Below are 19,584 nucleotides of genomic sequence, written 5' to 3'. Positions count from 1 at the left end.
CGGAGGCCGGGCGACGGGGATCACGCGACCGCGGCCACCGCGTCGTCAGGGTTGATGTGGCTGATGTTCATAGTGGGAGCGTAGGCGGGCTTTGGCCTCCTCGGACGCGCCCAGATGCTCCAGGCCGTTGAGCGCGGCACCCACCACCGGGGGCAGGTCCGCGACCACCAGCTTGGCGCGCGGGGCCCGCAGCGCGAACGAGGTGTCCAGCAGCGAGGTCAGCAGCGGATCCCTGGCCGCCAGGATGCCGCCGCCCAGGATCACCTCCGTGGGGGTCTCAAGCAGGTCCAGACGGCGCAGGCACACCTCGGCCATCACGGTGATCTCCTCGGCCTGCCGTTCGACCAGCGAGCGCGCCAGGGCGTCGCCCGCGGCCGCCGTGGCCAGAACGCCGGGGGCCAGGTCCATCAGGTCGGCCTCGGCCAGGTGGCCGAAGTGCAGCCCCAGCACCACGTCCTCGACGGTGGAGGCGCCGAAGTGCGTCGTGATCAGCCCGGCGAGCGCGGTGACCGGGCCGCGGCCGTCCTCGGCGCGCACGGCGTGCCACAGAGCCTCCTCACCCAGGCCCAGGCCGCCGCCCCAGTCGCCGCTGATACGGCCGAGCGCGGGGAAGCGGGCGAGCTGTCCGGTGGGGGAGACGCCGACCGCGTTGATGCCCGCGCCGCAGACCACCGCCACGCCCCACGGGCCGGACGCGCCCGCCCGCAGCAACGCGAAGGTGTCGTTGCGCACCACGATGTCGTCGCCGAAGCCTCGGGCGGTGAACCCCCCGGCCAGTGCCTCCTCCTCCACCGGCAGGTCGGCGCCCGCCAGGTAGGCCGCCACGTGCGCCAAGGCGGGCAGGTCCCCGCCTCCTGCCGGGTTGGCCGCGGCCTGCCGTACGGCTTCGGGCAGGTTCGCCACCGCCTGCCGTACGGCGCGCACCACCACCTCCACCGCGGCGGGGACGCCCTCGCTCTGCGGGGCGAACGGGCCGGAACGGCCCGTCGCGAGGACCTCGCCCCGCGTGGTCACCAGCGCGACGTCGGTCTTGCTGTTGCCGCCGTCGACCGCCAGCAGGATCTGCTCCACTACCTCACCGTCCACGGCAGGTGCGCGCGGTTGGCCTCGAGCAGCAGCCCGGTCAGCTCCTCGGCGATCGCGTCCTGGCCGACGAGCGGATGGGCGAGCAGCGCGTCGCGGACCCTGTCGGCCCCGCCGTGCAGCGCGGCCTCCAGCGCGAGGCTCTCGTAGGCCGACACGTGCGCGATCAGCCCCGAGTACAGCGGCGCCAGCGGCTTCTGAGGCAGCGGTACGGCTCCCGCCGCGCCCACCCGCGCCGGCACCTCGATCACGGCGTCGTCGTCGAGGAAGGGCAGCGTGCCGTTGTTGCGCACGTTGACCACCTGGATGTCGCCCCGGTCGCCGAGCAGCGAGGCGATCAGCGCGACCGCCGCCTCGGAGTAGAAGGCGCCGCCCCGCTCGGACAGCAGCTCCGGCTTGGTGACGACCGCCGGGTCGGCGTACATCTCCAGCAGCCGCGCCTCCATCTCCGCCACCTCGGCCGCCCGTGACGGCTTGGTCCGCTGCTCCTCCACGACCACGTCGTGGGCGTAGAAGTAGCGCAGGTAGTAGGACGGGATGACGCCGAGCCTGCGCAGCAGCTCGACCCGCAGGCCCAGGTTGCCGGCGATCTCCTGGCCCCGGTCGGAGGCCAGCACCTCGGGCAGGATGTCCTGACCGTCCAGGTAGACGGCCCGCTCCCAGGTCAGGTGGTTCAGGCCGACGTGGCCCAGGGAGATGTGCGAGGGGTCGACGCCCAGCGCGGCCGCGAAGTGGCGCTGGAAGCCGATCGCCACGTTGCACAGCCCGATCGCCCGGTGCCCGGCGTCCAGCAGCGCCCGGGTCACGATGCCGACCGGGTTGGTGAAGTCGACGATCCACGCCTGCGGCGCGAGCCGCCGCACCACCTCGGCGATCTCCAGCACGACGGGCACGGTCCGCAGGGCCTTGGCCAGCCCGCCGGCGCCCGTCGTCTCCTGGCCCACGCAGCCGCACCGCAGCGGCAGCGTCTCGTCCACGTTGCGGGCGGCCTGCCCGCCCACGCGCAGCTGGAACAGCACGGCGGTGGCGCCGGCCACCCCCTCCTCGACAGAGGACGTGGCCAGCACCGACGCCGGATGCCCGGCGTGGGCCAGCATCCGCCGCGCCATTCCGGCCACCAGCTCAAGACGCGAAATATCCGGATCTATCAGCGCGATCTCGGAGACCGGCAGCTCATCTCGCAGCCGCGCGAACCCGTCGATCAGCTCCGGCGTATACGTCGAGCCGCCCCCGACCACGGCCAGTTTCAACCCTTCACTCCCGTCAGCGTGACGCCCTCGATGAAGATCTTCTGGGCGAAGAAGAACACGATGATCACCGGCGCCATGACGAGCAGCGTGGCCGCCATGGTCAGGTTCCACTGCACGTGGTGCAGCGCCTTGAACGAGGCCAGCCCCACCGACAGCGTCCAGTTGTCCAGATTGGTGGAGGCGTACAACAGTGGCCCGTAGTAGTCGTTCCAGCAGTAGAAGAACTGGAACAGCGCGATCGCGGCGATGCCCGGCTTGGCCATCGGCAGGATCACCCGGATGAGCGTCTTGAAGTCCGTGCAGCCGTCGACGCGGGCGGCGTCGGTGTAGTCGCGCGGAATCGTGACCAGGAACTGCCGGAGCAGGAAGATGGAGAACGCGTCCCCGGTCAGCATCGGCAGGATCAGCGGCCACAGCGTCCCGGTCAGGTCGAAGCGCGCCCAGATCAGGTAGACGGGCACGGCGATGACCTGTGGCGGCAGCATCATCATCGTGATGACCAGCAGGAACGCCAGCTTGCGCCCGCGGAAGCGGAATCGGGCCATCGCGTAGGCCACCGGGATCGACGACACCACCGTGAACAGGGTGCCGAGCCCGGCGTACACCAGCGTGTTGCGCAGCCACAGCAGGATCGGCGACTTGGCGAACACCTCGGCGAAGTTGCCCCAGTTCCACGTGTGCGGGAGCAGCTCGTCGGTCAGCGTCTGGTTGTCGCTCATCACCGCGGTGAACAGCACGAACACCACGGGCCCGACGAAGGCGATCGCCAGCGCCACGGCCAGCGCGTGCGTGGCGATCCAGTACAGCACCTTCCTGGCACGGCTCCGCCGTACCTGCGCGGAATGGAGCGCGGCCCGCTTGGGCGCGGCCACCAGAGTCGCGCTCATCCGGACACCTCCTCGAAGCCGCGGAACTGCCGCAGCAGGATCAGCGTGAACACCATCGACACGGCGAACAGCACGAGCGCCAGCACGCACGCATACCCCATCGCATAGTCGCGGAAGCCCGCCTGGAACAGCCACTGCGGCAGCGTCAGCGTGGACATCTCCGGATACCCGGGGACGAACGTGCTGCCGGGAGCGTCGGTGACGCCCGAGGCCACCCGCGCCGCGATCATCGCCTGGGTGAAGTACTGCAGGGTGTAGATCACCCCGGTCACCGCGGTGAACATCAGCACCGGCCGGATCGTGGGCAGCGTGATGCTGCGGAACTGCCGCCACGCCCCGGCCCCGTCGATGGCGGCCGCCTCGTACAGGTGCTTGGGCACGTCCAGCAGCGCGGCCAGGAAGATCACCATCAGGTTGGTGCAGCTCCACATGGCCAGCAGCGTCAGGCCGGGCTTGGACCAGTCCTTGTCGCCGAACCAGTCGGGCCCGCTGATGCCGATCTTGGCCAGCAGGTTGTTGACCGGCCCTGTCGCCGGGTTGAGCAGGTAGACGAAGGCCACCGTGCCGGCCGTGACCGGCACCAGTGACGGCAGGTAGAACAGCGTCCTGAAGAACCCGACGCCGGCCTTCAGCTTGGTCAGCAGCTGGGCGATGCCGAGCGCGAACAGCACGGTCGCCGGCACCATGACCACCACCAGCCAGGCGGTGTTCTTCATGGCGATCCAGGCCCGTTCGTCCTGGAAGAAGTACCGCCAGTTGTCCAGGCCGTTGAACTTCAGCGTGAACAGGTCGTAGTTGAAGAAGGAGAAGTAGACGGTGGCCACCAGCGGGTAGGCGAAGAACACCATGAAACCCACCAGCCAGGGAGCCATCCACAGCAGCGGCCGCAGGCGCGCGAGCATGGGATCAGCCGCCCGACAGCTTGAGCTTGTCGTTGATCAGCTTGTCCACGCCCTTGAGCCCGGAGTCCAGGTCCTTGACCGAGCCCTTCTCCCACGAGGTGATGAAGCCCTGCAGCGCCTCCTGGTTGAAGGGGCTGTTGACGTGGGCGGGGATCGTCGAGGTCTGCGGGTTGGCGAAGACGTCGAGGAAGGTCTGGAAGTGCTCGTCCTTCTTCAGGTCCGGCGACTGCAGCGAGCCCGTCGTGGTCGGAACGTTCCTGATGGCGTTGGACAGCGTGACGAGCGCCTTGGTGTCGGTGGTGAGGTACTTCACCAGCGCCCAGGCGGCCTCCGGGTTCTTGGCGCCCTTCGGCACGCCGATCACGGTCCCGGCGGTGAAGCCGCTGCCGTACAGGTCGGGCTTGTCGTCGGCGACGGGCATCGGCGCGGTGCCGTAGTCGATCTTCGGCGCCTCGTTGGCCAGCATCGCCACGCGCCACTCGCCGTCGATGGCCATGGCGACCTTGTTCTCGTAGAACGGGTTCTTGGCCGAGAACTCCTCACCCAGCGACTTGCGGAACTTCTCCAGGTTGGCGTAGCCGTACCAGTCGATGAGGTCCTTCTGCCAGGTCAGCAGCGTCTTCCAGGCGGGGTCGGACCCGATGGCGGAGGTGCCGTCGGAGTTGGTCCACTTGGCGCCGACCATGGCGCTCCAGTGTCCCGCGGTGTTCTCGTAGTACTGGCCGCTGGGGATGAAGCCGGCCACCTTGATCGTGCCGTCGGGGTTCCTGACCGTCAGCTCCTTGGCCAGTTTGGTCAGCTCCGACAGCGTCTTGGGCGGCTGGTTGCCCTTCATCAGGGCCTTGTTGTAGTAGAGGCCGTAGGCGTCGGTCAGCAGCGGCATCACGCACCGCTTGCCCTCGAACTGGGTGTAGTCGGTGACGACCTTGGGGAAGATCGACAGGTCGATCCCGTCCTGCTTGATCACCGGGGTGAGGTCCTGGAACACGCCGGACTTGCACCATGTCGCGACCGAGTCGGTGGTGAAGGAGGAGGCCACGTCCGGCGGGTGCCCGCCGCGCACCGCCTGGGTGATCTGCTCGTCCTGCACGCCCTTGACCAGCTTGACCTTGATCTGCGGGTACTTCTGGTTGAAGCCCGCGATGGCGTCGGTGAACGCCTTGACCTCCGAGTCGGCGGAGAAGCCGTGCCACAGCTCGATCGTGGCTGCGGGCAGCGCCGCAGGCGCCGTGTTGGAGGCCTTGGGCTGGGAACCGAGGGAGGGACCAGCCTCCTTGCCCGCGGTACAGGCGGCCAGTGCCAGGACAGCTAACCCAGCGGCTGCCAATGGAACGAAACGCACGGGGGGTGCCTCCTCTTTAAGGCGTGGGGACCGTGGAGCTGAAGACCTCGTCACGGACGGTGTCCAGGGCGAGGTCGAGCGCGCCCGCGAGAACGGGGTTGCCTTCGACAGTGGAAAGACGCAGCTGTGGCCGCGGGATGGTCAGCGCGTGCAGCTCGTGTTCGATCAGCTCGCGCAGGGTCTCACCGCCGGACAGCACCACGCCGCCGGTCAGCACGATCAGGCCCGGGTCGATGACCGAGGTCATGGCGGCCAGGCCGACCGCCACCCTGGCCGCGATGTCGCGCAGTCCCGCGCGCGCGTCCTCGGCCTTGTGACCCGTGCCCTCCGCCGCGTGCACCGCGTTCGCGATCGCCTGGCGGAAGTCCTGGCCGCGCACCCCGTAGGAGCGCAGCAGCTTGAGTACGGCGGGGCCGCCGGTGAGGGCCTGGTAGCCGTGGTTGGCGTACCGGCCCGCCTCCCTGGCGGTCGGGGCGCCAGGCGTGGGCATGTAACCCACCTCGCCCGCGCCGCCGGTCGCGCCCCTGTGCATGCGCCCGCCGAGCACGATGGCCGAGCCGATGCCCTCGTCGGCCCACAGCAGCACGAAGTCGGTGTGCCCCTTGGCGGCGCCGTGTGCCTGCTCGGCCAGCGCCACCAGGTTGACGTTGTTCTCCACGTCCACCGGCACGTCCAGCCCGCCGCTCAGCGTCGGCACCACGTCGGCGACGTGCCAGCCGGGCATGTCCTTGGCCGTGGCGTAGCCGAGCCGGCCCGTGGACGGGTCGATGGCGGCCTGAACGCCGATGACGACGCGGCGCAGCTTGTCCGGCGGCTCGGCGCCCTCGATGGCGGCCCGCAGCCGCTCGACCAGTTCGCCGCCCGGCCTGCGCGAGGTGGGCAGCGTGTACTCACCGACGATCGCGCCGGTGATGTCGGCGATGCGGGCCTCGATCCGGTCGGGCGTCACGTCCAGCGCGGCCACGTAGGCAGCGGCCGGGTTGATCCGGTACACCTCGGCGGTGCGGCCGGGCAGCCCCTCGCGGATGCCGTCGAGCACCACGAGGCCGGCCTCTTGCAACCGCGACAGCAACTGGGATGCTGTGGGCTTGGACAGACCTGTCAGCGTCCCGATCTCGGGCCGGGTGAGCGGGCCGCGATCCAGGAGTGCCTGCAGTGCCGCGCGATCGTTGATCGCACGTAGCAGACTGGGGGTTCCCGGGACCGGACTGCTCACTGCGACTCCTTCGACCGAAGTTAGGAAAGTTTCCTAACTTGATGCGAACGTACGGAGTAGGGCAGTGCCCGGTCAAGAGGTGAAACCAAGCCGTGACCGTAGCCAGGGAAAGGAATGATGGGAGTGCCTCAACAGGCGTGCTAACGTCGTCGTTTGTCGTAACAAGAGACAGAATGGCCCGGAGTGTCCCATTAATCACAGTAGTGGTCCGACAGCAACTCGTCAAACGGAGCTCACCAAAGAGCAGGACTACGTCACGCGCCTCTACGACAGGCTCGACGTCCTGCGTGAGCGCACACAGCGCCAGCTGAAGGAGGTCCTGGCCACCGGAGCGATCGGCACCATGCAGAACAGGTCCGAGCGCGACACCTTCGCCGAGATGTACGCCACCCGCCTGGCCCGCCTGTGGGCGGTCGAGCGCGGCCTGGTCTTCGGCAGGCTCGACCACGTCGACGAGGGCCGCCTCTATATAGGCAAGCTCGGGCTCACCGACGACGAGCAGGAGCGCCTGCTGATCGACTGGCGCGCGCCCGTCGCCCAGCCCTTCTACCGGGCCACCCCGGCCGCGCCGATGGGCGTCACCCGGCGCCGGCATCTGCAGACCAAGGGCAGGACCGTGGTCGGCGTCGACGACGACCTGCTCGACCTGGACTCCCTCAGCGACGACGACCGCGCCACCCTCAACGGCGAGGCCGCGCTGCTGGCCGCGCTGGACGAGCGGCGCACCGGCCGCATGCGCGACATCGTCGCCACCATCCAGGCGGAACAGGACAAGGTCATCCGGGCCGACCTCAACGGCGTGCTGGTCGTGCAGGGTGGTCCAGGCACCGGCAAGACCGTCGTCGCCCTGCACCGGGCGGCCTACCTGCTCTACACCCACCGCGAGCGGCTCGAGCGCCGTGGCGTGCTCATCCTTGGCCCGAACCTGACCTTCCTGCGCTACATCGAGCAGGTCCTGCCCTCCCTCGGTGAGACCGACGTGCTGCTGTCCACCGTGGGCGAGCTGTTCCCCGGCGTGACGGCCACCGCCCGCGAGCGGGCCGAGGTGGCCGCGCTCAAGGGCGACCTGCGCATGGCCGAGGTGCTGGCGCGAGCCGTACGCGAAAGGCAGCGCGTGCCGCGCAAGCCGATCGAGCTCAGGCTCGGCCGCTACGCGCTCACCATCGATCGCGGCATGCTGGAGTCGGCCAGGAACAAGGCCGTGCGCTCGCGCCGCCCGCACAACCAGGCGCGCACCGTCTTCGTCCGGTCCCTTCTCAACGCGCTGGCCAGGCAGGCCGCCAAGAAGCTGGGCCGGGGCCTCATCGACGACGACGAGCTGGCCGACCTGCGCGAGGATCTGCGCACCGAGCCCGTCGTCAAGAGCGCGCTCAACCGGCTGTGGCCCTACCTCACCCCGCAGGGCCTGCTGCTGGGCCTGTACGGCTCCGCCGAGCGCCTGGGCGCGGCCGCGGGGGACCTGCTGTCGGCCGGTGAGCGCGCGCTGCTGCTGCGGGAGCGGGGCGAGTGGACCGAATCGGACGTGCCGCTGCTGGACGAGGCGGCCGAGCTGCTCGGCGAGATTGACGAGCACGTGCTGCGGGCCACCGCCGCGCAGGCGGAGGAGGAACTGGCCGCCTCCAGGCAGTCGGAGGAGCTCCAGCGCGAGGCCGAGCTGGCCTACGCCCGCGAGGTGCTCGAGCTGACCGGCCTGTCGGACGTCATGGAGGCGGAACGGCTCGCCGAGCGGCAGCGCGGCGACGGGCCCTACCTGACCACGGCCGAGCGGGCCGCGGCCGACCGCAGCTGGGCCTACGGGCACGTGATCGTGGACGAGGCGCAGGAGCTGTCGGCGATGGCCTGGCGGGTCGTGATGCGGCGCGTCCCGAACCGGTCGATGACGATCGTGGGCGACATCGCGCAGACCGGCTCGGCGGCCGGAGCGCGCTCCTGGCGCGCCGTCATGGATCCCTACGTCGCCGGCCGGTGGCGTGAGGCGTCGCTGACCGTCAACTATCGCACGCCGGTCGAGCTGATGGCCGTGGCGGCCCGTGTGCTGGCCTCCATCGATCCCGGGCTGGAGGCGCCCACCTCGGTGCGCGAGACCGGGTTCGAGCCGTGGGAGGCGCCGCTGGAGGCGCTGCCCGAGCTGGTCAAGGCCGAGGTGGGCGAGGGCGGCAAGGTGGCCGTCGTGGTCCCGGACGCGCTGCTCACCGACCTCGGCGCCCGGGTCACCGCGGTCGTGGACGGCACTGTGGTGGTCGGCGCCGCCGGGGGAGACCGCGGCGTGTCGTCCGCCGCGCTGGACGCGCCGGTCGCGGTGATGGGCGTGAGTGACGCCAAGGGGCTGGAATTCGACTCGGTGATCGTGGCCGAGCCGGACCTCATCGCCGGGCAGTCGCCGCGCGGGCTGAGCGACCTGTACGTGGCGCTGACCCGCGCCACGCAGCGGCTCGGCGTGGTCCACTCCCGGCCGCTGGCACCGGCGCTGCAGGGGTTGCGCCGCGTGCCCCTCAATGGCGACTAATGGGCATTGATCCAGTAGGTCGTGCATGTCCTACCTGCGGAAACTTGATGTTTCCGCTGATCGGGACACGGTTGACATCTGAGTTGGAGTCGGTAGTTTGCTGCGCAGTCCAGCACGGGACTTGGCCGGTTGGCCGTCTCTGACATCGACGGATCCTGCGTCCGTGACAGCGCCCGGTTTCTTGTTCCGGGTTCTGTCCACACAGCCAGGTGCAGGGCCGTCGGTCCGTCGAGTCGGGGCACCCCAACCGGGCGGGGGGTTGGACCCGGGACGGGCCCGGTAGCCCAGTAGACAACGGAATTCCGCGCTCGCCGCCGACGAGACGGGTCCGGTCCGAAGGGTTTCCGGGCCCTCTTCCCGCTCCCGTGCTCAAGGACCACCATCAAGCGCCGGGTGGTCGCGCGGCTACCGTCAGCCGCGGGGCCACCCTGCCGGTGTAGCGATCTTTGCCTGCGGCCGGTCATCGCCTGTCCGGACTGGGGCCGCGGGGCGGTAGCGTTGCCGTGAGACGGTGCGCGACTCGCGAGGAGAACCCGGCGTGGTGCAGGACAAGACGGGCCTACCGCCCACCCCCGACTCGCCGCTGCCCGACGCCCCCGTGCCGCCGTCCGCCTCCGCGGATGCCACGCCGAGCGCCGAGGGCGCGCCGGTGCGGGAATCGCGCCTGGTGCTGGCTGCCCGGGTGCTCGCGGCCGCCGTCGGCGGGGTGGTGCTGTATCTGGCGTTCCCGCCGCTCGGGTGGTGGGTGTGCGCGCCGCTGGGGATCGCGCTGATCGCGGGCTCGCTGTACGGCACGCGCCCGCGCCGGGCCGCCTGGCTGGGATACCTGGCCGCCGCGGTGTTCCTGACGCCGACGCTGGCCTGGGTGCGGTCCATCGGCGACGACGTGTGGGTCATGCTGGTCGGCGTCGAGAGCCTGTTCTACGCCGTGATGGCGGCACTGGCGGCGCTGGTGTTCCGGCTGCGGTGGTGGCCGCTGTGGTTCGCCTGCCTGTGGGTGGCCATGGAGTGGGCGCGCAGCCTGGTCCCCATCGGCGGCTTCCCGTGGGCCCGGCTGGCCTTCAGCCAGGGCGAGTCGCTGTTCACCGAGTACGCCGCGCTGGGCGGGGCGCCGCTGGTCTCCTTCGCGGTCGTCGTTTCCGGCGCCCTCCTGGCCTGCGCGGTGCTCCGGCGCGAGGCGGGGCTCGGGCGGAAGGCGGTGCCGGTCGCCGTGGCGCTGGCCGTGCCGCTCATCACCGTGGCCATCCCGAGGCCCGGCGGTGAGAGCAGGACCGTCAACGTGGGCATCGTCCAGGGAAACGTGCCGGGCAAGGGCATGTACGCCTTCGGCGACGAACCCGCCGTCGTGCTGAAGAATCACGCCACCGAGACCGAACGGCTGGCGCGAGCCGTACAGGATGGCAAGTTCATCAAGCCCGACCTGGTCGTGCTCCCGGAGAACTCCACCGACATCGACCCCTACCGGGACGAGTTCGCGCGCGCCACGATCGACCAGTCGGTCAAGAGCGTCGGCGTGCCCACGCTGGTCGGCGCCGTGGTCGCCATCGGCGACGCCAACCGCGCCACCCGCAGCCTGGTGTGGGACCCGAAGACGGGGCCCGGCGCCTACTACGACAAACAGAACCTGGTGCCCTTCGGGGAGTACACCCCGTTCAAGGACCTCGTGCTCAAGTTCTGGGAGCGGGCCAACCTGGTCGGCCGGCAGTCGGTGCCGGGCGGCAAACCGGGCGACCTGCGCCTGGGGCCGGTCACGATCGGCGCGGTGAACTGCTACGAGGTGGCCTACGACCCCACCGTGCGCGAGACGGTCAAGGCCGGAGGCACGCCGCTGGTCGTGCAGACCAACAACGCCAGCTACGCGCTGTCCAACCTGCCGCCGCAGCAGCTGGCCATGTCGCAGCTGCGCGCCGTCGAGCACAACCGGGCGGTGGTGACCGCCGCCACCACCGGTATCTCGGCGTACGTGACGCCGGAGGGCAAGGTCGCCTGGCAGACACGCGAGCGGGTCGCCGACATGAACGTGGTGAAGGTGCCCGTGCGCACGCAGACCACGATCGCCACCAGGCTGGGGCCGTGGCCCGAGTGGGCGCTGGCGCTGCTGGGCGCGGCCGCCGCGGGTTACGCCTGGTGGCGTGGCCGGCGCCGGGCCGACGGGGCGGGGGACGAGCGGATGGAGACTGACTGAGCATGGAAGCGATCGGCCGGGTACTCGTGGTGGTCCCGACCTACAACGAGCGCGACAATCTGCCGATGATCGCCGAGCGGATCCGCGCCGCCGTACCCGAGGCGCACCTGCTGGTCGCCGACGACAACAGCCCCGACGGCACCGGGGCGGTCGCGGACGGGCTGGCCGCCGCCGACGACCACATCCACGTGCTGCACCGGCCCGGCAAGCAGGGGCTGGGCGCCGCCTACATCGCGGGGTTCCGGTGGGGGCTGGCCGAGGGCTACGAGGTGCTCGTCGAGATGGACGCCGACGGCTCCCACCAGCCGGAGGAGCTGCCCAAACTGCTCGAGGCCGTCGCCGACGGCGCCGACCTGGCCATCGGCTCGCGCTGGGTGCCGGGCGGCAAGGTGGTCGACTGGCCGGCCAGGCGCGAGTTCCTGTCCCGCGGGGCCAACGTCTACGTGCGGCTCATGCTCGGGCTGCCCGTCCGCGACGCCACGGCCGGCTTCCGCGCCTACCGGGCCGCCACGCTGGAGAAGATCGGGCTGTCGGACGTGGAGTCGCAGGGCTACTGCTTCCAGGTCGACCTCACCCTGCGTACGGCGCGCGACGGGCTGCGCGTGGCCGAGGTGCCGATCACCTTCGTCGAGCGGACCATCGGCACCAGCAAGATGAGCGGGCGGGTGGTCGCCGAGGCGCTGTGGCGGGTCACCCTGTGGGGACTCACAGGTTTGCCGCGGCGACTACGGCGTAGGTAGGAACGTCTCGGGCGCCGCGGGCGTTGACTCTTTCGTAGGCGTGCTTGTGGGAGATGAGAAACGATGCGGCTGCTGCTTTTCCTGGCCTTCCTCGTGGTGCCCGTGCTCGAGATCTGGGTGCTGATCCAGGTCGGCTCGGTCATCGGCGGCTGGACCACGGTGGCGTTGCTGATCGCCGACAGCCTGCTCGGGGCGTGGCTGGTGCGGCGTGAGGGCCGCCGGGCGTGGCGGGCTCTGCAGGAGGCGCTGCAGTCCGGGCGGATGCCCGACAGGGAACTGGCCGACGGCGGCCTGATCCTGGTCGGCGGCGCTCTGCTGCTGACTCCCGGCTTCATCACCGACATCTTCGGCTTCGCCTGCGTCCTGCCCTTCACCCGGCCCCTCATGCGCCGCCTGGGCGCCTGGTTCTTCGACCGCCGCGTCAAGCGCCTGGCCGCGTCGTCGCCGTACGCCGGGCTCTTCGCCGACCCCTTCCAGGGCCGCGCGGAGCCGGACGGCCAGGTCGTCCACGGCGAAGTCATCCACGACGACGCGCCTGTCACCGGCCAGGTCATCCCCCGCAACCCCGATCGCTGATTCCCGCTCCTGCTTGCCCACGGCACTGTTAGACGACCATCGCAGTGTTTTAGATGGGCTCCTATCGAAATCTGCATGATGTACGGCAGGGCCGCCGCCACCGGCCGCCCGCCATACTTCGGCTGAGGGCCCGTGACCGGCGCTTCCGGCGAGTCGGAGCCGCTTGCCCACCGCCACGGCGCTGCGTGACCCGGGACCTACGGTCTCGGGTCGCCCGCCGTACTGGTGAGGACTTCACAAACCTGCAGGGGCCGATTATCGTCAGAATCCAGCGATAACCTCGTAAGGGAGTGGCGATGGCCGAGGATGTCGGCTGCTGATGGTGAATTCCTGGGGCGTGCCGTCCTTGGCCGCCCGGCCGCCATCGGAACCGCAGGCGGCCAGGCTCACGCAGAGGGCGAGGACACCGGCGACCGACGTGATTGATCGTTTCATCTTCTGTCCCGTGAGTGGTGTCGTCAGCAGTCGAGCTCGAGGTGGCACGTGCCCCATGGGCCGTTGCCCGGCCGGGTCTGGTAGCCGTGCCGGACACGGCCCGTGGAGTCCGCGGCGAAGTAGGCGAGCCTGCCGGAGACGTCGTTGCTCGTGGAGATCTCCCCGGTGATGCCGGAGCCGAGATCCTCGATGGTGAAGACGGTCCTGCTGCCGGGCGTGGACTCCCAGCCGTGCTGCAGGTGCCCGCTCGCGGTGCGGGCGAAGTAGACGAGCCTGCCGTTGACGTCGACCTCGGCCGCGGGGTCGCCCGCGAGGCCGCCAGGGCCCACGTTCTGGTACTGCCACTGGCCGGGGGCCGACTCCCTGCCGTACTGCACCTGGCCGCCGCCGGTCCTGGCGAAGTAGACCAGCTCGCCGTGCGTGTTGACCGCCACCGCGGGGGTGCCGGCGACGCCCGGCTGCCCGATGGTGGTGGAGTCGAATCCGAGGTCGGGACGCTCGCGGAGCAGGACGAGCAGCCCGGAGGTGCTCCTGGCCGCGATGGCGATCTTCCCGGCGCGGTCCAGCGCCATGCTCGGATCACCCGCGATGCCCGCCCCGGCGCTGCTGAACGTCCACGTGCCGCGCTCGGCGCTCTCCCGGCCCACCAGCAGGCTCCCGTCGGCCTGCCGGGCGGCGAGCGCGAGCCGCCCGTCGGCGCCCACCAGGATCGCGGGCCTGCCGGTCGCCGAGACGCCCAGCTCGCGGTAGAGCCACGGTCCGGCGTCGCCGACGTACTGCGTCGCCTGCAGGAGCATGCCGTCGGAGCGCCGGGTCACCAGGGTCTTGACGCCACCGGGGTAGCGCGCGAGTACCGGGTCGGTGGCGACGTTGTGCAGCACCCCGGTCGGGAAGGTCTCGAACTGCCAGGGGCCGCCGCCGGGCACCTTCTGCCAGCCGTGCCTGACGGTGCCGTCGGGCATCCGCTGGACGACGCTCAGCTCGCCGTTCATCTCGAAGCCCGCGCCGATGCCGGGCCCGGAGCCGTGGGTGGCCGGGGTGACCAGGTATCCGGGCGCCCGGCCGAGGCGGTGGACCAGGGCGTTGAAGTCGGCGAAGGCCGGGTAGAGCTTGGGCGTGCCCCAGTCGATCTGGGCCAGCGACCGCATCGGCTCGTACAGCCGCCCGATGATCTCCTGGTTGCTCTCCGCGGGTGCGTTGGGGGGAGTCCAGGTCCACACCGCGATCATGGCGCCCAGGACGGACGAGACGGCCGAGCCGGTGACCGCGCCGCCGTTGAACGCGGTGACGTCGAAGTTCTCGTAGATCCCGCGGGGGTCGGGATGGTTCTGGCCGACGTCGTAGTAGAGGCCTTGCGCGTTCATGTTGGAGACCTTGTTCCCCGCGTCGGCGAGCTGCTGCGCGGTGAAGCCGGTGTGCCCCGTCGGGTGGGCCCAGTAGTCGATCATGATGTCGCGGTCGATCCGGAGTACGCCGTCCGGCTGGAGGAAGTCGTTCCACATGGCGAGCGTCTTGCCGTGGGACTTGACGATGCCGTTGATCCAGTTGAAGTACCAGTCGAAGGCGTCACCGCCGGTCGCCGCGGGATTGCCGGTCTTGGCCCTGGCGAACGCGGCGAACTGCGGGTAGTCGTCCCAGGTGATCCCCGTCCCGGGATAGGCGAGGACCTCGTCGCCACCGGCGTGGAAGTACTTTCCAGGGAACCTGGCGATGGTCTCCTCGATGGCCTGCTGCGCGATGGCCAGCGCCCCCGGCTTGGTGAAGTCGAAGGCGCCCGCGGCCAGGCCGCTCGTGCCGACGGCGTACTCCGGGTGGCCCTTCAGGATGTCGAGGTCGGCGTGGCCGGCCACCTGACGCTGCGGGGTGACGTTGATGTGGTAGCGGTCGGCGATGGCCACCAGGTCGGACAGGTCTGCCTCGGTGGGCTGGCCGTCGCCGTACATCTGGATGCCCAGCTCGTTCAGCTTGAGGTAGGACATGTCCCTGATCAGGTTGTGCCACCAGAGCGGGTCGAAGTGGCGGGCAGTGGTGTCCAACCAGATGCCCCGCTGGGGCGAGGTCGGCCAGTCGCGGGCCACGCCGGCCGCGATCGTCCGCGACTGCCGCAGGAGTTGCAGGACCGACCGGGTGCCGTTGAAGGCTCCCGCGATCGTCCGTGCGCTGATGGACAGCACGGGCCCCGATTCGAGGCGATAGCCCTCCTCGCCCAGCGCGGTGTCGGTCGCGCCCAGCGCCAGGTGGATGTCGCCGGGCTGGGCGGCCGGCCTGGTGCCGCTGACGACGGCCGGCCGGGTTCCGGTGAGCGCCGCCAGGTCGTCGGCGACGGTCTGGCCCGTGGTGCCCCACGCCGTGGCGGGATCGAGCACGATCCGGCTCGCGGAGCCGTACCCGAACGAGCCGGCGGCGGCGGTCCACTCCCGCAGCGCGGGGACGGTCAGGGGACGAGCATCCGCCTGGGCCGGCCCGGCCGGCAGGACGATCGGGGATGCCAGGGATAACAGCACGGTGAGGAACGCGGCGATGAGTCTGAGGGGTGGTCTCACGGTCCCAAGTCCTCTCTAGGGGTGCATGCGAAAGTCGTAGCGTTCGGGCAGCGGCTCGGTGGTGTCAGCTGCGTGCTGGTAGGCGAACCACAGCGCGTCCAGGCTGTCCTCGCCTTCCCGCAGGTCGTCGATCTCGATTCCCTCGGCGAGCAGGCGTGCCGCCCGCGCGATCTCACCGGCCTCCACGGCGGCGCGGCATTCGTAGTACCTGATGCGGCCGTTGGCCCGCTGGGCCGGGTCCAGCTCGTCGACCAGGTGGAGCGCCTCGGCGGCGCGCCCCGCGCCGATCAGGGCCGCCAGGGTCTCGGCGGTCAGCTGCCGGTATCCCGGCAGCAGGCGGTGCGCGCATGCCAGGAGGCCGGGCGCGCGGTCACGATCCAGGTGGGCCAGGTTGCGCAGGCTCCACGGCGTCTCCCGCAGGTCCGCGGACTCCTGCCACGCCTGCCGCGCGCCTTCCTCGTCGCCGTCCGCGAGGCGCGCCAGGCCGAGCTGCAACAGGGCGTGCCAGTCCGCTTCCTGGCCCTCCAGCAGCTTGCGCCAGATCGGCCCGGTGACGGTGGCGGCCGGCGGGTCGCTGACGGGCAGCCTGCCCGTTCGCACCAGCCGCGACCACGGCTCCTGCTCGAGACCGAGCGTCTCGCGCGGGAACGGCGTGGCCGCGTCGTACGGCAGAGCGCCCACGAGAACCTCGAGGGCTCCCCAGCCGGAACCGGTGGTGAGCAGTTCGGCCGGTTCCCTCGCGGACCAGCCGCCGGCCTCGGAGTCGGCGCGGCCGAGACGCGCCTCGTCCACCCGGGCGGCGACGGCCTCCACCGCCCGCGGCCACGCGCCGTGCGCCACGGCCGGGTCCACTTCGACGGGGCCGTAGCTCTCCGTCCACGCCCAGGTGTGCCCGGGCGCCAGCGGGAGATGCTCCAGCTGGGTCCTGGCCAGGCCTGCCTGGATCTCCAGGTAGGCGCCCGCGCCACCGAGCCACTGCTGCCAGCGGCGCCCGCCGGGACCCGTGCCCCACTGGAACAGCTTGCGCCCGCGCAGCCGGGCGGTAGAGGAGTGCAGCAGGCCGGTGCCGTGCTCGCCGATGGCGGCGATCCACGGATGCCGTCCCCGGCCGATGTCGAAGAAGGTGTCGGTCGGCTGGGTGGACCTGGCCGGATACCCGTCGTCCCGGCGGGGGACGGCGCTTGTGCGCACCTGCCCGGTGTGGTCGATCATGTAGGCGGACTCGCCCGGAGCGAGCACCCGGACCCCGTCGGATTCCGGGACCGCGATGTTCGACCACCAGTAGACGGGAACCGGCTCGTCGTGCGGGTTGTGCAGCAGCGGCCTGACGAACAGCCTCCTCTCGCCGGGCGGCAGCCAGGCGTCGACGCGGAAGACCAGGCGGCGCATGCGCTCGAACTCCCACATTCGCAACACCGGCATGCCGTCCGGGCCCTCCACCCGCCCGGCGAACAGCGGCGCGCAGGTCAGCGGCCAGTGCCCGGTCGCCCCGAGATTCCACTCGACGCCACCGGGGAACCAGGCGTTGCGCAGGGCCAGGTTGCCCGGCTGGAGCACGTCCGGCCGGTACAGCAGGTCCTCGCCGGTGACCCTGTCCACCAGGGACCACAGCCGGCCGCCGAGGCAGGGCAGGAAGGTCGCGACCAGCCACTCGTTGCTCAGGATCGCGGCCGTGCAGTCCACCTCCCGCGGAGCCCGGGCGTAGCCGTCCTGCGCGTGGTAGGGCAGCAACGTGTACGGCCGGCCGTACGAGGTGTCGAGATCGGTGCCCTCCGCGGACGCGAGCGGGCCCGTGCCGTGCAGGATCGGCAGTCTGCTCGCGGTGCCAGGATCGCTCATCCGGATCCGGACGAGCGACGCCTCTAGAGTCGATCCCGTCACTGTTCCTCCGTCCTTGTGAGGTAATATTGATGGAGACTGAAGATAATCCTTCGAGGCCCCCTTCAGGAAGAGGCGATAGGTGATTGAGGCCAGAACGCTGTTCCCCGCGGGCGATCTCAACCGGCTGCGGCAGATCAACGAGCAGGCCGTGCTCGAGATCATCAGGAGCGCGGGAGAGCTGCGGCTGGCGGAGATCGCCGAGCGTGCGGGCCTGGCGAGGGCCTCGGCCGGCGAGGTGGTCCGCGGGCTGCAGGCCAAGGGCTGGGTCGCCGAGGAGGAGCCGGTGGCGACCGGCAGGGGGCGTCCCGCGCACCGGTACCGCTTCCGCGCCGAGGCGGGCAACGTGGTGGGGCTGGACATCGGCGCCTACACCATCAGGGCGGCGGTCGCCGACCTGCGCGGAGACCTGCGCGGCGAAGCGGTGCGGCTGCCGGCCCCCGCCACGCCCGCCGGGGAACGGCTCGCGATGGCCAGGGAGGCGGTCCTGGAGTGCCTGGCCACGGCCGGGATCGCCGAGGACGACGTGTGGGTGACGGCCGTCGCCAGCACCGGCACGCTCGACCTGGACGGCGCCGTGCTGGCCTGCGCCGCGATTCCCGACTGGCGCGGCGTCAACCTCGTCGAACGGCTGACCGGCCGGGTGCCGGGCGTCGTCATGGCGGAGAACGACGTACGGCTGGCGACGCTCGCGGAGCAGCGGCTGGGGGCGGCGCGCGGCGTGCGTGACGTCATCGTGGTCCAGGCGGGACGCAGGGTCGGGCTCGGTATCGTCATCGACGGCCAGCTGCGGCGCGGGCACGGCGGAGTCGCCGGCGACCTGTCCCGGTTCAGCGCTCTGAGCTGCGAGCACGCCATCGGCCACCTCGACGAGTGCGTGGCCGTCCCGCGCGGCGGCGCGACTGGCGACCAAACCAGGGACGTGCTGGCCGCCGCGGGGGAGGGGCGGCCGGAGGCGGTCGCCGCCTTCACCCGGTACTCCCGCGTGGTGGCGGAGGCGGTGGCCAGCACGGTCTCCATCGTCGACCCGGAGATGGTGGTGCTCACCGGCACGATGGCCGCGCGGGCGGACCTCATGCTTCCCGTGCTCGAGGCGGAGATGGACCTGCGCTGCATGCGCACGCCGCGGGTCGTGGCCTCGTCCTTCGGCTCGGACGCGGTCACTCTCGGAGCGGTCTGGCACGCCCTCGGCTACCTCGCCGACCGGCTGCTCGGCTCGGAGGACACCCCGGTCCAGCCCTTGCGCTCACCCGCTGTTTAGGTCAGTCTCCATCTTAATAAACACGAACGAGCGAAGCGCCTGACCACTGTGTGTAGCAGTCGTTAGCGTCGGGTGATGGTCCCTGCACCTCAATCCCAGCCCGACGCACCGCCGACGCCCGCCGCTCGGGCGGGATGCGCCTGTCTCTCGATGGTGGCCATCGGCGCCGCGGTGTTCTTCGGCGTCATCGCGGCGGCCGCGGACCCGGCGATGGCCGGCGGGACCTTCCTCGCGATCGGGACGGGATGTGGCCTGCTCGCCGGCCTCGCTGCCGGGGCCGGTCACAGGCAGACGGCCTGGCTGAACGGCTTGGCGGCGCTCGCTTTCCTCGGCGTCGGCGCGGCTGCCGCGTTCGGCGCCTGAATCGGCGGCTCGCCGTACGGGCGTGAAAAGACCCCGGGCACGGGTGCCCGGGGTCTTCACCGTGAGAAATCGTCAGGCGCTCTTGCGACGCTGGGCCCTCAGGACCGCCAGCCTCTCGTTGAGCACCTCTTCCAGGTCTTCGATCGACCTGCGCTCCAGGAGCATGTCCCAGTGGGTCCGCGGGGGCTTGGTCTTCTTGGACTCCGGCTGCTCGCCGTCCAGCCGGACCGCTGTCGCGCCGCACATCCGGCACTCCCAGGTCGCGGGAATCTCGGCCTCGGCGGCAAGCGGGACCTCGAAGATGTGGCCCTTGGGACAGGTGTAGGACACCTCCTGGCGTGGGGCCAGGTCCGTGTTACGGTCGTTCTCGTAGCTGGTTGCCCCGAGCCGGGTGCCACGAAGCGCGCGCTCGCCCAT

At 71.0% G+C, this 19,584-nt stretch carries 15 protein-coding genes; 6 read left to right on the top strand and 9 right to left on the bottom strand.

The genetic code is table 11. From position 1 onward, the window contains the following. Positions 1–45 precede the first annotated feature (45 nt). Genes ACIBHX_RS32635 through ACIBHX_RS32610 form a run of 6 tightly spaced genes read right to left on the bottom strand, consistent with a single transcriptional unit; the run spans position 46 to position 6,680 of the window. The gene (locus tag ACIBHX_RS32635) at positions 46–1,086 is read right to left on the bottom strand and encodes an N-acetylglucosamine kinase (protein ID WP_397071202.1); all 1,041 of its coding nucleotides are present in this window, start codon (positions 1,084–1,086) and stop codon (positions 46–48) included. After that, positions 1,071–2,333 (bottom strand): 6-phospho-beta-glucosidase, encoded by a 1,263-nt coding sequence (locus ACIBHX_RS32630; RefSeq protein ID WP_397071201.1) that lies wholly within the window; start codon positions 2,331–2,333, stop codon positions 1,071–1,073. Before ACIBHX_RS32630 ends, ACIBHX_RS32635 begins: the two co-directional genes overlap by 16 nt. After that, positions 2,330–3,220, bottom strand: a complete 891-nt coding sequence (locus tag ACIBHX_RS32625) for a carbohydrate ABC transporter permease (protein ID WP_397071200.1) — start codon at positions 3,218–3,220, stop codon at positions 2,330–2,332. Before ACIBHX_RS32625 ends, ACIBHX_RS32630 begins: the two co-directional genes overlap by 4 nt. Next, complete coding sequence (locus ACIBHX_RS32620; protein WP_397071199.1) at positions 3,217–4,122, bottom strand: carbohydrate ABC transporter permease; 906 nt, start codon at positions 4,120–4,122, stop codon at positions 3,217–3,219. The genes ACIBHX_RS32625 and ACIBHX_RS32620 overlap by 4 nt, the downstream gene beginning before the upstream one ends. Before the next feature lie 4 nt (positions 4,123–4,126). Next, on the bottom strand, positions 4,127–5,464 hold the full coding sequence (locus tag ACIBHX_RS32615; RefSeq protein ID WP_397071198.1) for an ABC transporter substrate-binding protein: 1,338 nt from the start codon (positions 5,462–5,464) through the stop codon (positions 4,127–4,129). Positions 5,465–5,480: 16 nt separating this feature from the next. Continuing rightward, on the bottom strand, positions 5,481–6,680 hold the full coding sequence (locus ACIBHX_RS32610) for an ROK family protein (protein WP_397071197.1): 1,200 nt from the start codon (positions 6,678–6,680) through the stop codon (positions 5,481–5,483). A gap of 343 nt (positions 6,681–7,023) precedes the next feature. On the opposite strand from ACIBHX_RS32610, the gene ACIBHX_RS32605 reads away from it, so the two are divergent. From ACIBHX_RS32605 to ACIBHX_RS32590, 4 genes are all read left to right on the top strand, one after another. After that, a complete protein-coding gene (locus ACIBHX_RS32605) occupies positions 7,024–9,186 on the top strand; it encodes a HelD family protein (RefSeq protein WP_397071196.1) in 2,163 nt (720 codons plus the stop codon). Positions 9,187–9,697: 511 nt separating this feature from the next. Further along, the gene (gene lnt, locus ACIBHX_RS32600; RefSeq protein ID WP_397071195.1) at positions 9,698–11,371 is read left to right on the top strand and encodes an apolipoprotein N-acyltransferase; all 1,674 of its coding nucleotides are present in this window, start codon (positions 9,698–9,700) and stop codon (positions 11,369–11,371) included. A 2-nt stretch (positions 11,372–11,373) separates the two neighbouring features. Beyond that, complete coding sequence (locus ACIBHX_RS32595) at positions 11,374–12,111, top strand: polyprenol monophosphomannose synthase (RefSeq protein ID WP_397071194.1); 738 nt, start codon at positions 11,374–11,376, stop codon at positions 12,109–12,111. A gap of 63 nt (positions 12,112–12,174) precedes the next feature. Beyond that, positions 12,175–12,687 carry an FxsA family protein gene (locus ACIBHX_RS32590; protein ID WP_397071192.1) on the top strand — a complete coding sequence of 171 codons (513 nt, stop codon included), beginning with the start codon at positions 12,175–12,177 and terminating at the stop codon, positions 12,685–12,687. A 458-nt stretch (positions 12,688–13,145) separates the two neighbouring features. On the opposite strand, the gene ACIBHX_RS32585 is transcribed toward ACIBHX_RS32590, so the two are convergent. Both ACIBHX_RS32585 and ACIBHX_RS32580 read right to left on the bottom strand, forming a co-directional pair. Beyond that, entirely contained in the window at positions 13,146–15,665 is a 2,520-nt protein-coding gene (locus tag ACIBHX_RS32585; RefSeq protein ID WP_397071191.1) for a family 20 glycosylhydrolase, read from the bottom strand. Positions 15,666–15,680: 15 nt separating this feature from the next. Continuing rightward, positions 15,681–17,546: a DUF5107 domain-containing protein gene (locus ACIBHX_RS32580; protein ID WP_397071190.1), complete on the bottom strand. Its 1,866-nt coding sequence runs from the start codon at positions 17,544–17,546 to the stop codon at positions 15,681–15,683. 79 nt (positions 17,547–17,625) lie between these two features. Between ACIBHX_RS32580 and ACIBHX_RS32575 the strand changes: the two genes are divergently transcribed. Together ACIBHX_RS32575 and ACIBHX_RS32570 are read left to right on the top strand one after the other, a co-directional pair. Further along, entirely contained in the window at positions 17,626–18,804 is a 1,179-nt protein-coding gene (locus tag ACIBHX_RS32575; RefSeq protein WP_397071189.1) for an ROK family protein, read from the top strand. A gap of 75 nt (positions 18,805–18,879) precedes the next feature. After that, positions 18,880–19,167: a hypothetical protein gene (locus tag ACIBHX_RS32570; RefSeq protein ID WP_397071188.1), complete on the top strand. Its 288-nt coding sequence runs from the start codon at positions 18,880–18,882 to the stop codon at positions 19,165–19,167. A 72-nt stretch (positions 19,168–19,239) separates the two neighbouring features. On the opposite strand, the gene ACIBHX_RS32565 is transcribed toward ACIBHX_RS32570, so the two are convergent. Further along, complete coding sequence (locus tag ACIBHX_RS32565) at positions 19,240–19,584, bottom strand: RNA polymerase-binding protein RbpA (RefSeq protein ID WP_397071187.1); 345 nt, start codon at positions 19,582–19,584, stop codon at positions 19,240–19,242.

The organism is Nonomuraea sp. NPDC050536 (assembly GCF_044457685.1).
GTDB lineage: Bacteria > Actinomycetota > Actinomycetes > Streptosporangiales > Streptosporangiaceae > Nonomuraea.
This window is presented reverse-complemented; position numbering and strand designations above follow the sequence as displayed.

Excerpts from the sequence above, each read along its gene's own strand:
- ACIBHX_RS32590 (WP_397071192.1), top strand. The coding sequence starts at position 12,175 with ATGCGGCTGCTGCTTTTCCTGGCCTTCCTCGTGGTGCCCGTGCTCGAG.
- ACIBHX_RS32570 (WP_397071188.1), top strand. The coding sequence starts at position 18,880 with ATGGTCCCTGCACCTCAATCCCAGCCCGACGCACCGCCGACGCCCGCC.
- ACIBHX_RS32625 (WP_397071200.1), bottom strand. The coding sequence starts at position 3,220 with ATGAGCGCGACTCTGGTGGCCGCGCCCAAGCGGGCCGCGCTCCATTCC.
- ACIBHX_RS32620 (WP_397071199.1), bottom strand. The coding sequence starts at position 4,122 with ATGCTCGCGCGCCTGCGGCCGCTGCTGTGGATGGCTCCCTGGCTGGTG.
- ACIBHX_RS32565 (WP_397071187.1), bottom strand. The coding sequence starts at position 19,584 with ATGGGCGAGCGCGCGCTTCGTGGCACCCGGCTCGGGGCAACCAGCTAC.
- ACIBHX_RS32605 (WP_397071196.1), top strand. The coding sequence starts at position 7,024 with ATGCAGAACAGGTCCGAGCGCGACACCTTCGCCGAGATGTACGCCACC.
- ACIBHX_RS32595 (WP_397071194.1), top strand. The coding sequence starts at position 11,374 with ATGGAAGCGATCGGCCGGGTACTCGTGGTGGTCCCGACCTACAACGAG.